Below are 13395 nucleotides of genomic sequence, written 5' to 3'. Positions count from 1 at the left end.
GACACACGTACGCTCGATAAACACCGGCACCTCCCGTAAATCGCGGCTCTGCCACCACCAAGCGTGGCGGCAACCCGCGCCAACTTACGAGCGAGGCGCCGGCCCTCCATACGGTCTAGCCCAGTGCCTTCACCAGCTCCGGCCACCACTCCCGCGGCAGGCCGTCGAGCGGGACGACGACCTGGTCGGCGCCCGCGGCCCGGTACTCGCGCAGCCGCGCGACGACCGCGTCGAAGTCGCCCCACACGGTGAGGCCGTCGACCAGCCGGTCGGACCGGTCCGCGATGTCGGCGTCGGTGAAGCCCATCCGGCGGAAGTTGGCCGCGTAGCCCGGCACCCCGGCCAGGAAACCCAGGGAACCGCCGCGCACGGCTTCGCGCACGCGAGCCACGTCGGTCTCCGCGACGACGTTCAGCAGCACCGCGAGCTGCCGGTCCGCGCCGAGGATTTCCCGCGCCGACGCGACGTAATCCGTCGTCACCAGGTACGGGTAGGCGCCCGAGGCACGGTCGCGCGCCAGCTCCAGCATCCGCGGGCCGAGCGCCGAGAGGATCCGCGCGGACGGCGGCACGACGTCCTCGATCTCGTCGAGGTAGTCGCCGAGCGTGGCCAGCGGGCGCGCGCCGTGCGCCCCGCCCAGGCCGACCACGAACCGGCCGGCGGGCAGCTCCGCGTACGCCGAAGCCACGGCCGCCGACGGCACCCGGTCGACCGACAGGATCCCGCTCGCCACCTGGATCCGCGAAGTCGCGCGGACGACCTCGGTGATCTGCGGCAGGTTGTTCCCCTGCCCACCGGCCAGCCAGAGCGTGTCGTAACCCAGCTCTTCGAGCTGGACCGCCACGGCCGTGTCTGTGTCCAGTGCGCTGTGGGTGGCCCCGAGCGGCCCCAGTGTCGTCATGCGCGCGGCAACCACGGAACCCGGGAAGATGTTCCCGTCAGGCCGGTTGTTCGTCCTCAGCGGAATCGGGTTCCTCGGCGGCCCGCGTGAACATCCGGGTCGCCGACAGCCGCGCGACGCCGTCGGGCTCGCCCAGGTCCTCCAGGGAGTTCCGGATCGTCGAATCCACCGACAGGTACTTCCGGCCCGCCCGCAGGTCGGCGTCGTTGCGCAGCCGCACGATCAGCGGGAACTCCGACAGCGCGCCCGCGTCGAACAGGCCCGTCGTGTAGATCAGCTGCACACCCAGTGCCTCGGCCACCGCCCGCTGCAGCTCCAGGAGGTACCCGGCGGACGCGCGGCCGATCGGGTTGTCGAGGAACAGCACGCCCGAATGCCGGTTGCGGACCTTGCCGCGGTTGTTGGCCCGCAGCGCCGCCAGCGTGCAGTACAGGATGATCGCCGCGGTCAGCTGCTGGCCGCCCGAAAACACGTCGCGGATCTCCGAGACGCGCTGGCGTTCGGTGCGCAGCACCGAGTCCGGCTTGAGCATGTCGACGCGGAAGCCCTTGGGCGCCGCGGCCCGCACGCCGCGCAGGACCAGGGAAAGCCCGTCGCGCTTGACGTCGCGGCCGTCCGCCGTCTTGCCGACGGCGGCCTCGTCGACGACCTCGCCGAGCTTCTCCGTCAGCGCGTTGTCCTCCAGCTCGGTGAAGCGGATGCGGAGGAACTCCTGGCCGGACCAGTCGCCCAGGCCGTCCGGCAGCCGGGAGACGCGCTGGGCCGAACGCAACGTCCGGAGGGCGCCGTCGACCATGCCCTGCAGGCGGGTGATGATGCCGCCGCGATGCCGGTCGATCTGCGCGAGGTCGTCGGTGAGCGACCGCAGGCGCGGCCGCAGCGCTTCGGCCCACTCCGCGGCGTGCGCCGGGAGCTGGTCGCGCTTGACCGAGATGACCTGCTGGCGCACCGGCGTGCTCAGCTTCTCGAACCGCCTCTCCGTCGCGTACTGCGCGAGCTGGTCGGCGGCCGCGCGCACCCGCCGGTCGCCGGCATCGGCGGCTTCCTGGGCCTGGTTGAAGGTCGCGTTCAGCCGCGCGTGCTGGGCGCGGGCGGTGTCGACGTCGCCGTCGTAAGCCGCCGCGTCGGTGTCGGTCACCAGGTGGGCCATCGACTCGGCGAGCAGCGCGAACCCCGACGCCGAAGCGCGCGCCGATTCCAGGGTCGCTTCCGCCGCGGCCCGGCGTTCCTGCAGCTCTTCCCACTTCCGCGCGGCCGCCGACGCCTCGAGCCCGGCCGCGTCGATCAGCTCCAGGCCGTGCTCGATGTCCCGCGGCTTCTCGCCGTTGACGCCGTTCTGCAGCGGCAGCGCGTCCAGTTCCGCGCGCCGCGTCGAGACGAGCCCGATCGCTTCGGTCCGCTCGTCCTCCAGCCCGTCGACGACGCGGCGGGCACGCGCCAACGCGGCCGCCCGCGCCGAAGCGTCGGAGCCGTCGGGGGTCTCCAGGAGTTCGGCCGCGCGGGCGCGGACGGCCTCGTCCAGGGCCTCCACGGCCGACCCCGCGGCGGCTTCGGCGGACTCCGCCTGCTCCAGCTCGCTCCGCAGGTCGCTGCCGACCTCGACCTTCGCGTACGCCTCGGACGCCGACGCGAACGTCCGCCGCAGCGCGTCCACCGGCTCCGACGGCGCCGGGCCCTCGGTCGCGTCGGCCGCCCCGGGCACCTCGGCCAGCTCGGCGCGCGCGGTGGTCGCGGTCCGGCGGTGGCCGTCGGCGGTGCGCTGCTCCTCCCCCGCCTGCTCGCGCAGCCGCGCGGCCTTGCCCGCCGCGTCGGACGCCTGCAGGTCGGCGCGCTCGGCGATCTCGGCCGCGCGCTCGGCTTCTTCGGTCCACTCGGCGATCCGGGCGCTCCGGACACCCAGCTCACCGAGCCGCCGGGCCTTCTCCTCGGCCTCCGCGGCGGCCGCCCGCAGCTCGGGGACGCGCTCGCGCAGCGACGCGGCCTTTTCGCTCAACCGGGCGAATTCCGCGTCGGCCTGCGTCAGCGCGGTCCGGGCGGTCTCCCGCGCGGTCCGGGCCGCCTGGGCCTGCTCGGCCAGGGTGGCGATGGCGCCGGCCGGGTAGTCCTCGCGCCACGTCGTGAGCTTCCACGTCAGTGCGCCGTCCGCGGACAGCTTGGCGGACAACGCTTCGAGGCGCCGCTGCCGCTCGGTGTGCCGCCGCGCCACGGCTTCCCGCTCGGCGTCGGCGGCTTCCTCGTCGTACATCGCGGGGTTCGGCGGCACCAGGAACTCGACGCCGGGCGTGGCGGGGACCTCGGCCTGCAGCGCCTCGGTGGTGCCGACGGCGATGATCGCGCTCGGCAGCAGCCGCCGCGTCGTCAGCACCTCGCGGGCGCGCCCGGCGTGCGCGGCATCGTTCAGCAGGACGCCGGACACCAGCTGCGGCAGGCTTTCCAGCACTTCGGCGCGCCGGGAAGCGTCCAGTTTGGACAGATAGCGCCAGCCGGACCACGCGGTGATCCCGGCCTCTTCCAAGGCTTCCAATGCGGCCTGGACGTCCTCGGGCGGCGGCAGCAGCCCGCCGGACCCCAGCGCGGCCAGGGCCCGCTCGTCGGCGGACTCCTCCATCCGCAGCGCGGTCTGCTCCTTCTCGACGGCCGCGCTCGCCTCGCGCAGCCGCTCCAGCAGCACCGGCAGGTCGCTTTCCAGGTTGACGTCGTCGGCGCCGAGCAGCTCCACGAGACGGCTTTCGGCGGCGAGGGCGTCGGTCCGGCGGTGCGCGCGGTCGAGGTCCTCGGTGGCGCGTTCCAGGCGGTCCTGGGTGGTGCCCGCGAGCTGGTGCGCCTCGTTCACGGCCCGTTGCGCCGCCTGGAGATCCGCGCCGACGCGGTCGAGTTCCTGCTCGCGGCGGGCCAGCTCGGCGGTGGCCGACTCGGCGGCCGACCGCGCGGCCCGTGCGGCTTCGGCGACATCGGCGCCCGAGGGCAGCAGCCCGGCACGGACGGCGGCCTGGACCTCCTCGCGCAGCTCGGTGATCCGCGTGGTCAGCCCGCGTGCTTCGGCGCGGCGCGCGGCCGCGAGGTTCGCGGCTTCGTCGCGTTCGGTCTGCGCCTTCTCGGCTTCGGCACGCAACGCGCCCGCGTGCGCTTCGGCCTTGTCGGCCTGCCGCTGGGCGTCCTGCGCCAGCGCGTGCAACCCGCGTGCCAGCGCCGAAGCGGCGTCGTTGCGCGCCTTCAACGCGGGCCGCGCCTTCTCCTCGCGGCTGCCGACGAGCTCGCGCAGGTCCTTCGCCTTGCGCGCCGCGTTCAAGGAGTTGAGCACGGTCGCCGTCTCGCGCCACGCTTCGGCTTCGGTCTTCGCGGCCGCCAATTCGGCGTCGACCCGCTTGCGAACCTCCTGGGCCTCGTCCAGCCGCAGCACCGCGACCAGGCGGCGCAGTTCCGTGACGGCCGCGGCGAGCCGCCGGTGGTCGCCCTCGGCCAGCTTTTCGGCGGACTTGACCTCGGTGACATGGTCTTCGAGCCCGGACAGCCGCGCGTTCTCGAGTTCGTTGCGCGCGACGACCCGGCCGGCCAACGAAGCCATGTCGGCCTTCGCGGCCTCCGCGATCTTGCGCGACTCCGCGGCCACGCCTTCCTCGGCCGCCAGGGGGCCCAGCAGTTCCAGGGCGCCGGCCACGAAGTCACGCTCGGCGAGGAGATCCCCGCGCTGGGCCAGGTTGTGCGCGTAAGTGGCGACGACCTCGGCCAGGTCCTTCGGCTCCTCCTCGGAGATCACCGCGCGCAGCAGGAACTCGACGAAGGCGTCGTCGGTGCCGAAGGCGAACGCGTCCGCCGCTTCGCCCTCGCCCGCGTTCATCGCGCGCTGGTAGCGGAACAGCTCGGTGTCGAGACCGAGGCCGTCGAGGCGGCCGGTCCACTCGTGGTGGCGGCGGGTCCAGGACAGTTCCAGCTCGGGTTCGGCCAGCTGGGCCGCGGTGAGCTTGTCGTGGAAGCCGGACATGGTGAGCAGCCGGCCGTCCTGGGTCATCGGCAGGGATTCCAGGCCCAGCGCGGCGGTCGGGCGGAAGCAGTACCAGGAGTCGACGAGGTTCTCGGAGTCGGCGGAGACGACGTGCCCGCGCCATTCGGAGACCTTGCCGGTGATGATCCGGTGGCCGCTCTCGACGTGCAGCCACTCCAGCACGACGTGCGAGACGTCCTTGGCGGCGACGAACTTCTCCAGCACCTTCGTGCTGGTGGTGCCGACCACCTGGCGGCGGCCGGGCAGCATCACCGAGAAGATCAGCTTGATGAGCACGGACTTGCCGCCGCCGTTCTCGAGGAACAGCACGCTCGCCGGCGACGGGCGGCGCAACTCGGCCGGCCCGGTCGCGTGGATCCCGGCGCTGAACAGCGCGTCCTGCTTCGGCGCGGTGATCTTGGCGCCGACGCCGCTGAAGTCGAGCACGACGTCCTGGTAGCGGGCACCCGCCGGGCCCACCGAGTGCAGGCGGACCCGCGAAAGCTCGTACATCGGTTCCCCTCTTAGAGCGTGTCGGAGGCGGCCGCGCGCAGCGTGCCCCCGGCGGTCGCGACGGCCACGACGTCGAGTGCGAGCAGGTCGTCGAAGGCGGCGTCGGCGGCGAGTTCGCGGACCTGGATCTGGTAGCGCGGGGTGGTCCGGTAGGTGCCGCCCTGCTCGTCGCTCACCGGGACCAGGAAGCCCTGGTCGGCGAGGAACCGCAGAGCGCGGGAGACCATGCCGCGGGTGGTGTCGGCGGCCAGCCGCCCGTCTTTCGTGGCCGCCGCGGCCGGGCGCCTCGTGTAAGCGCGCCACGCCTGTTCCAGCTCGGGCGCATCAGCCAGGGGGTCGTTGTTGGCCTCGGCCGCCGCCGCGCGTTCGTCGAGCATCCGCGCGGCTTCGCGGACCATCGCGTCGACCTGCTCGACGCTGACGCGGCCGATGTAGGTGTCGTTGGCGAGGTCGTCCGGACGCGGGTAGCCGAGCGCGGCGGTGGCGAGGTGGATCAGGCCGTGCAGCACCTTCTCGGTCTCGCGGCGCTCGCGGATCTTGGCCTGGCGGGCGTAGGAGTCCATCTTGATCTCGAAGACGGACTCGTCGGTCGCGGCGAGCACGGCGCCGGCCTGCTGGTTGACCTCGAGGACCATGAGGCCGAGGCCGGCGGCGACGGCGTGCGTGAGGGCCTTGAAGGCGTTGTCCTCGCCGTAGCGGCGCACGAGGTCGCCGTAGACGACGTCACGCGCGGGCAGCTGCTTCGGCCGCATGCCGAAGGCGACCAGCCGGGCCGCGGCCTCGGCGTCCACGCTGCTGTGGGACAGCGCCATTACGCGACCTCCTCGTTTTCTTCTTCGTCGACGCGCTCGACGGCGGCCGTGGACAGCAGCAGGTCGGCGCCGCCGAACTCCGGGTCGTCCAGGAGCGTGCCGTCGTCGACGGCGAGCAGCACCGAGCGATCGCCTTGGCGGCGGGCCGCGCCGATCCCGGGACTGTAGGCGTGGACCGCGCGCAGCGCGACCAGGGCGGCGAGCCCGGGCTGGCGGCTGCGGCGGGCTTCTTCGAGCAGGCCGGACAGCCGCCGCGGCACCTCGGGCAGGTCGAGGAGTTCGTCGGCGCGCCGCCAGACGTCGTCGCCGAACTTGTCGCTGACCTCGGCGGGCATGAGCTCGGGTTCCGGGATCTCGCCGACCAGCTGGTCACGTTCGGGGGCGGGCCGCAGGAGCAGCGAGACGAGCGACGAAAGCGACGGCACGACCGGTGCGGTGATCCCGGCGGCGGCGTGGAAGAAGTGCTCGACCGGCGCGACGGCGTCGGCCAGCGGCAGGCCCAGGGTGGGCACGAGGAGCTGGCCGAACAGGTCCAGGGTGGCGCGCTGGGGCGGGCCGGAGAACTGCTGGCGGTCCTGTTCGGCGCGGAAGACCGCGCCCGCGTCGGCCAGCCGGGACTGCAGGCGGGTGTGGCGGCGGATGCAGTCGCCGACGATGTCGACGAGCTCGGCGGCGCGGCGCTTCTTGTCGAGGTCCTCGGTCTCGTCGCGGGCGGTGGTGATGTTCTTGAGGATGGCGTTCTCGGCGCGGAACCGGGCCTCGATGTGGCTCAGCGCGCTGTCCAGCAGCTCGGGCACCTCGCGTTCCCAGTCGACCGAGCGGACGTCACGCCGGGTCGCGTCGAGCTTCGCGCGCAGCGTCTCGCCGTACTGGACGGTCCGGTAGCGGGCCTGCTCAGCGGCCAGTTTGGCGTCGGCGAGGCGGCCGCGGTTGATCAGGTTCTCCAGCTTGACCTCGGCGGCGATCTGCGCGGATTCGACGTCGGTGTCGAGCGCGCCGACCAGGACGTTGATGGCCTCGTCGGTGGCGCGCAGGTAGACCTCGCCGTCCCGGGCGGCCAGCTCGACCAGCAGTTTGAAGTCGAACTGGCGCCGCTGGTAGCCGCCGGGCCCGATCGAGCCGTAGACGCGCCGGAAGCCGCGGTCGGTGGTGCCGACGTTGATGAGGTTGTCCAGGACCCACTTGGCCACCCGGACGTGCTCTTCGGGCATCCGGGAGGGCGCCTGCTGGGCGATGAACGGCAGCAGCCGGTCGATCACCTCGTCGTGGCCGGCTCCGGTGTCGAAGTCCATCGCGATGGTGACCTGGTCGATCGTGTGCAGCGCGATCTCGGCCATCTGGTAGATCGTGGCGTCGGCCCAGTCGAGCTTCGCCTTCCGCGCGTCCAGGTCGTGCAGCGGCGCGGTGCAGGCCAGCGCCTTGAGGCGGCGCGTCAGCCCTTCGTCGGCCAGGCCGGTCAGCCCGGTGTCGTCGTCTCGCACAGCAGGCCAGGCTAGTCGGCCACCCTCTGCGCACGCGCGGGTGACAGACTAACGTCGCTCACATGCGTGAGATGAGCCGCGAAGAGTGGTGGAAGTTCGCTTCCGAGGGGACCCGGACGGGCATGCTGGGCCTGGTCAGGAAGGACGGCTCCCCGATCGTGACGCCGATCTGGTTCCTGCTGAACGAGGGCCCGGACGGCGACGAGCTGATCTTCACCACCGGCACCGAGACGCTCAAGGGCAAGGCCATCGCCCGCGACGGCCGCATCTCGCTGGCCGTCGACGACCAGAAGCCGCCGTTCTCCTACGTCCAGTTCACCGCCGAGGCGCGGCTGACCCACGACCTCGACGAGATGCTCACGTGGGCCACCAAGCTGGGCGGCCGCTACATGGGCGCCGAGCAGGCCGAGGCGTACGGCAAGCGCAACGCCGTGCCCGAGGAATCCCTCGTCCGGGCGAAGATCACCAAGGTGATCGCGCGCGCCGACATCGCCGGCTGACCCCGTTTCGCTGGTAATCTGCCCCCGGGGGTGGGGGTATGCCTTCGGGAGACAGACGGGACGCCGTCAAGGCGATCTTCAGCGCCGGGCAGCGGGAGCTGGTGGCCGAGCTGGAACGCCTCGACGGCGGGCGCTTCGGCCGGTCCGGCCGCACGCGGCGGCTGGAGAACGGCGAAGTCTTCGAACGCGCCGTCGTCAGCGCGGCGTTTTCCGACGACTTCTTCGCGGCCGGGCTGTCGGTCGTGCTGCACCCGCGCAACCCGTACGTCCCGGCGTTCCAGGCGCACTTCCGCTACCGCGAAGCCGCGGACTCGTGGTGGTTCGGCGGCAGCGTCGACCTCCTCCCCTGCTACGGCTTCGCCGCGGACGCGACGCACTTCCACCGCGTCCTGAAGCACTACTGCGACACACTCGACCCGGCGTTCCACGCGCAGGCGAAGCGGGCGTGCGACGACCGCTTCCGGCTCCCCCACCGCGACGAAGCCCGCGGCATCGGCGGCATCCTCTTCGACCACCTGCGCCTGCCCGGCCCGGACGGCTGGCGGCGCTCGGCGGCGTTCACGGCGGCGGGCATCGCCGCGATCGCCCCGGCGTACTTCCCGATCGTGCGACGGCGCAAGGACATGCCGCACGGCGAGCGCGAGCGGCAGTGGCAGCTCTACCGCCGGGGCCGGTACGTGGAGTTCACGCTGGTCCACGACGCGGCAACGGCGGTGCAGGCCGACTCCGACGCGATCCTCGCGGCGCTGCCGCCGCTGGCGCGGTGGGAGTCGGAGTTCACGCCCGAGCCGGGGAGCGCGGAGGCCGAGCTGGCGTCGTTCCTCGTTCCGCGTGACTGGGCGGCCGAAACTGTCGGTGCCCGCCGGTAGAGTCGAAAACGGGGGGCGCCCCGGCGGGCTCCGGCCGATCCGCCGCACCGGAGCGCCCTGATGGGGACGCTCGGGACCGCCGGTACCGGCCGCCCGGGGTGCAGCCGCCCGGCCGCTCCGGCGCAGCCGCCCCGCTGCCCGGGTGCAGCCGCCCCGCTGCCCGGGTGCAGCCGCCCCGCCGGTCGGTGCAGCCGCCCCGCCGGTCGGTGCAGCCGCCCGGCCGCCGCCCCGCTGAGCGGGAAACCGTTGGCACGCCGCGTGAGCCATCGTGTCGAGTATTGACAGGGCCCGCTCCCAGGGTGTGTGATCTGTTCCATAGATAGGAAACTTTACTAACTATTGCCGCCGGTGGTCCGCCGACCATTCCGCCCCGGTCACCCCCTGTCCCCCGACAACGCAGGAGGCTCCCAGTGGCACCCCGTCCACCGTGGCGCGCGGTACTGGCCGGTACCGCGGTCGCGGCGCTCGGCCTCACCGCGCTCACTCCGGTAAACGCTTTCGCGGCCGACACCGACTACGAGTCCGAGAACGCCACCATCGTCCAGGGCGCGGTCGAGTCGAACCACGCCGGCTACAGCGGCACCGGGTTCGTGAACTTCGACAACGTCGTCGGCAGCTACGTCGAATACTCCGTGAACGCGGCCCAGGCGGGCACGCACACCCTGACCTTCCGCTACGCCAACGGAACCGCCGACAACCGGCCGGTGAAGCTGACCGTCGACGGCGGCGACAAGGGCACCGTCGACTTCCCCGCCACCGGCGCGTGGACCACCTGGAAGACCGTCACCGCGACCGTCCAGCTCACCGCCGGGGTCAACAAGGTCCGCACCACCGCGACCACCGCCAACGGCGGCCCGAACGCCGACAAGCTCACCGACACCTTCACCGCGCCGGTCGACGGCGAACCGCCGTCACCGCCGTCGAACCTCAAGGCGAGCAACATCCTGCCGACGGCCGCGACCTTCTCCTGGACCGCCGCGACGGACAACGTCGGCGTCGTCCGCTACGAGATCAACCGCGGCGGCAACATCCTCAAGACCGTCGACGGGAACACCACGAGCGCGACCGTCGACAACCTGACGCCGAACACCGCCTACGACATCTCCGTCGGCGCATTCGACGCCGCGGGCAACCCGTCGCAGCAGAGCAACGTGGTCACCTTCACCACGCCGCCGAGCGACGACACCACCCCGCCCAGCGTGCCGGGCAACCTGCGCTCCACGAGTGTCACCGCGAACAGCGTCTCCCTGGCGTGGAACGCTTCCACGGACAACGGCGGCACCATCGCCGGCTACGACGTCTACCAGGGCTCGGCCAAGGTCGCGACCACGACGTCACTGAGCACGACGGTCACCGACCTCAGCCCGAACACCTCCTACACCTTCACCGTCAAGGCCCGTGACCCCGACGGCAACACCTCGGCCGCCAGCAACGCCGTCACGGCGAAGACCAGCGCCCCGGGCGGCGCCGGGGGCATCCCGGAGTACGACAAGGACATCGCGAAGGTCGACCTCGGCTGGTCGGTGGACTTCCTGCCGAACGGCAACGCGCTGGTGACCGAGCGGGACCGGTTCGAGATCCTGCTCGTGACGCCGTCCGGCCAGAAGACCACGCTGGGCAAGGTGCCGGGCGCGGTCGGCACGAACGGCGAAGGCGGGCTGCTCGGCCTGGCGATCTCGCCGAACTGGGCGTCCGACCACGCGGTCTACCTGTACCACACGGCATCCGGGGACAACCGGATCGTGAAGATGACCTACGACGGCACCACGCTGTCGTCGACGTCGACACCGGTGCTGACCGGGATCGCGAAGAACCGCTACCACAACGGCGGCCGGATCAAGTTCGGGCCGGACGGCAAGCTGTACGCCACCGTCGGCGACGCCAAGAACAGCGACAACGCGCAGAACAAGAGCTCGCTCAACGGCAAGATCCTGCGGCTCAACCCGGACGGCTCGGCCCCGAGCGACAACCCGTTCTACGCCACCGGCGGCAACGCCCGGTACGTCTGGAGCTACGGCCACCGCAACCCGCAGGGCCTGGCCTGGGACTCCCGCGGCCAGCTGTGGGCGGCGGAGTTCGGCGAGAGCAGCCAGGACGAGCTCAACCTGATCCAGAAGGGCGGCAACTTCGGCTGGCCCAGCTGTGAAGGCACGCAGGGCAGCTGCAGCGGCTTCATCGCCCCGAAGAAGACCTGGTCGACGTCGCAGGCCGGGCCGAGCGGCGTGGAGATCGTCAACGACTGGATCTACATCGCCGGCGTCACCGGGCAGCAGCTGTTCGCCACGCAGATCAACGCGGCGGGCACGGGTGTCGGCACGGTGTCGACGTTGTTCTCCGGCCGCTGGGGCCGGCTGCGCTCGGTCACCAAGACCCCGGACGGCGGGCTCTGGCTGACCTCGACGAACAACGACAAGAACGGCGGCACGCCGTCGGTGCTGGACAACGTGATCGTGCGGCTGAAGTTCCCGGGCGGCAGCACGCCCGGCGGCTTCAAGCTGACCAGCTCCGCCTTCGCCGACAACGCCACCATCCCGGACAAGTACACCTGCGCCGGGGACGGCACGGCGGGCCAGGACCCGTCGCCGCCGCTGGCGTGGGGTGCTTCTGAAGGCGCCAAGGGCTACGCCATCGTGTTCGCCGACGTCGCCAACAGCGGCAACAAGCTGCACTGGGCGATCTGGGACGTGCCGGCGGCCACCCGGTCGCTGCCGGAGGGACTCGGCGCGGGGTACACCGTGCCGAACCAGGGTGGCGCGAAACAGAAGGCGATGGGCAGCGGGGCGAACGCGCAGAAGTTCTTCGGCCCCTGCCCGGGCGGCTCGAGCCACCCGTACACGTTCACGCTCTACGCCCTGAACACCGCGACCGTCCCCGGTCTGACGTCGTCTTCGACGATGGCCCAGATCGAGACGGCGATCAAGGGCGCGTCGACGGCCAACGTGGTGCTGCGCGGCAAGTCCAGCGCGGCCGCCTAGAAGCCGCGGCAGGGGTGACCGGAGCGGCGCCGGTCACCCCTGCCGCCCTCACTGCGACTCCGCCACCCGGCGCAGGTGGGCGTCGACGTCGAAGCCGTGTTCCTCCAGCCGGCGGCGGGCCAGCAGGAGCTCGTCGGGGGTGAACAGCTCGGCGTACTCCTCGCGCAGCATGACCGCCTCGGAGCTGCGGCCGAGCTGGTTCTTCTCCCAGAGCACGGTGAACCCGCCCGCGGTGCCGGCCCCGCGCAACAGCAGCCGGGCCGCCTCGACGCCGCCGTGTTCGCGCACCATGCGTTCGAACTGGGCGGGCCGGTAGCCGTAATCCTTGGCGAGAACCCGGCATCCGTCGAGCAGATCCTCGGTGAATCGCGCAGCGAGCCGAGGATCGGCCGGGACGGATGCGGCTGGTTCGGGCATGGGGCAACCTCTCGACGGGACGGCTTCCCAGATTAATCGCGAACCGGGGCGGTTTCGCTACGCCATTCGAGCAACGAATTTCGGAAGAGCACTCTCCGTGTCGACCGAAGCGGGCAAAAGCGGCAAACCGAAACTGTCAGCGACATCCGGGCCCCGCCACCCGAACCCGGAAATGCCGGCGCTTGCCGCCATGCGAACCGTGGTCCACAGCGAGGTTTACGTCCACTATGGACAGATCTACGTGCACGACGAGGCCGGAGCGCCGTTCGAGGGCATTGGCCGAGCCGATCGGGAGCCGGTGATCACCAGCCGAACAGGCCGCCCATGATCCGCGCGCAGCGGGCCGTCATCGCCTCCGCGTCTTCCTCCGGCCGGTCGATCCACCAGCTGATCAGCGAGTCGACCACCCCGGTCCACACCTGCGCCACCGCCTCGATGTCCGCCGGGTCGGTCAGGCCGCGGGAGGTCAGCAGCTGGGTCGCGCCCAGCACGGCGAACGCGTCGAGCCGGCGGCGGTAGTCCGCGGCCGCGGCGGCGATGTCGCCCGTCGACGGCACCGTGGCGTCGCGCAGGAGGCGCCACGCGTACCGGTCGTGGTCGAACGTCGTGAAGATCGCCGAAAGCACCTTGAGCGGCATCTGGTCGGGCTCGCCGCCGGCCGCCATGGTCGCCGCCACGCCGTCGGTGAGGCGGCCGCCCGCGCGGTGCAGGCAGGCCAGGTACAGGCCGTCCTTCGAGCCGAAGTACTGGTACAGCAACGGCTTCGTGACCCCGACCCGGCGCGCGATCTCGACCATCGACGCGCCCGCGTACCCCGCCCGGCCGAACTCCTCGGTGCCGGCCACGACGAGCTGGGCTTCGCGCTCTTCGCGGGGCATCCCCTTGGTCCCGACCGGCCTTGACTCCGTCACACCGGAGAGCCTACCGTGCGTAAAGTGACCCGAA

The 13395-nt window shown here is 72.1% G+C and carries 9 protein-coding genes; 3 read left to right on the top strand and 6 right to left on the bottom strand.

Annotated features, from left to right (window positions below):
• Nucleotides 1-115 precede the first annotated feature (115 nt).
• From ACWED2_RS20810 to ACWED2_RS20795, 4 genes are read right to left on the bottom strand one after another with little or no spacing between them, the layout of a single operon-like run.
• On the bottom strand, nucleotides 116-901 hold the full coding sequence (locus tag ACWED2_RS20810) for a TIGR03620 family F420-dependent LLM class oxidoreductase (RefSeq protein WP_449692115.1): 786 nt from the start codon (nucleotides 899-901) through the stop codon (nucleotides 116-118).
• Nucleotides 902-938: 37 nt separating this feature from the next.
• The gene (locus ACWED2_RS20805) at nucleotides 939-5396 is read right to left on the bottom strand and encodes a hypothetical protein (RefSeq protein ID WP_449692114.1); all 4458 of its coding nucleotides are present in this window, start codon (nucleotides 5394-5396) and stop codon (nucleotides 939-941) included.
• Between the two features lie 11 nt (nucleotides 5397-5407).
• Nucleotides 5408-6208, bottom strand: coding sequence for a hypothetical protein (locus ACWED2_RS20800; RefSeq protein WP_043788290.1), 801 nt, complete (start codon nucleotides 6206-6208; stop codon nucleotides 5408-5410).
• A complete protein-coding gene (locus ACWED2_RS20795) occupies nucleotides 6208-7689 on the bottom strand; it encodes a hypothetical protein (protein ID WP_449692113.1) in 1482 nt (493 codons plus the stop codon). The genes ACWED2_RS20800 and ACWED2_RS20795 overlap by 1 nt, the downstream gene beginning before the upstream one ends.
• A 62-nt stretch (nucleotides 7690-7751) precedes the next feature.
• Here ACWED2_RS20795 and ACWED2_RS20790 point away from each other — a divergent pair, with 62 nt between their 5' ends.
• From ACWED2_RS20790 to ACWED2_RS20780, 3 genes are all read left to right on the top strand, one after another.
• Nucleotides 7752-8189 (top strand): PPOX class F420-dependent oxidoreductase, encoded by a 438-nt coding sequence (locus tag ACWED2_RS20790; RefSeq protein ID WP_449692112.1) that lies wholly within the window; start codon nucleotides 7752-7754, stop codon nucleotides 8187-8189.
• A 38-nt stretch (nucleotides 8190-8227) separates the two neighbouring features.
• Nucleotides 8228-9058 (top strand): coproporphyrinogen III oxidase, encoded by an 831-nt coding sequence (locus ACWED2_RS20785; protein WP_449692111.1) that lies wholly within the window; start codon nucleotides 8228-8230, stop codon nucleotides 9056-9058.
• Between the two features lie 410 nt (nucleotides 9059-9468).
• A complete protein-coding gene (locus tag ACWED2_RS20780) occupies nucleotides 9469-12033 on the top strand; it encodes a PQQ-dependent sugar dehydrogenase (RefSeq protein WP_449692110.1) in 2565 nt (854 codons plus the stop codon).
• Between the two features lie 48 nt (nucleotides 12034-12081).
• Here the strand turns inward: ACWED2_RS20780 and ACWED2_RS20775 are convergent, their stop codons facing one another.
• Entirely contained in the window at nucleotides 12082-12450 is a 369-nt protein-coding gene (locus ACWED2_RS20775) for a hypothetical protein (RefSeq protein WP_043788295.1), read from the bottom strand.
• A 302-nt stretch (nucleotides 12451-12752) separates the two neighbouring features.
• Nucleotides 12753-13361: a TetR/AcrR family transcriptional regulator gene (locus ACWED2_RS20770; RefSeq protein ID WP_449692109.1), complete on the bottom strand. Its 609-nt coding sequence runs from the start codon at nucleotides 13359-13361 to the stop codon at nucleotides 12753-12755.
• Nucleotides 13362-13395 lie beyond the last annotated feature (34 nt).

It is taken from the genome of Amycolatopsis sp. NPDC005003 (genome assembly GCF_053600695.1).
The sequence above is the reverse complement of the archived record's forward strand: the minus strand, read 5'-3'. Positions and strand labels throughout refer to the sequence as shown.

Coding starts and splice junctions, on each gene's coding strand:
- ACWED2_RS20810 (WP_449692115.1), bottom strand. CDS start 901: ATGACGACACTGGGGCCGCTCGGGGCCACCCACAGCGCACTGGACACA.
- ACWED2_RS20790 (WP_449692112.1), top strand. CDS start 7,752: ATGCGTGAGATGAGCCGCGAAGAGTGGTGGAAGTTCGCTTCCGAGGGG.
- ACWED2_RS20805 (WP_449692114.1), bottom strand. CDS start 5,396: ATGTACGAGCTTTCGCGGGTCCGCCTGCACTCGGTGGGCCCGGCGGGT.
- ACWED2_RS20800 (WP_043788290.1), bottom strand. CDS start 6,208: ATGGCGCTGTCCCACAGCAGCGTGGACGCCGAGGCCGCGGCCCGGCTG.
- ACWED2_RS20775 (WP_043788295.1), bottom strand. CDS start 12,450: ATGCCCGAACCAGCCGCATCCGTCCCGGCCGATCCTCGGCTCGCTGCG.
- ACWED2_RS20785 (WP_449692111.1), top strand. CDS start 8,228: ATGCCTTCGGGAGACAGACGGGACGCCGTCAAGGCGATCTTCAGCGCC.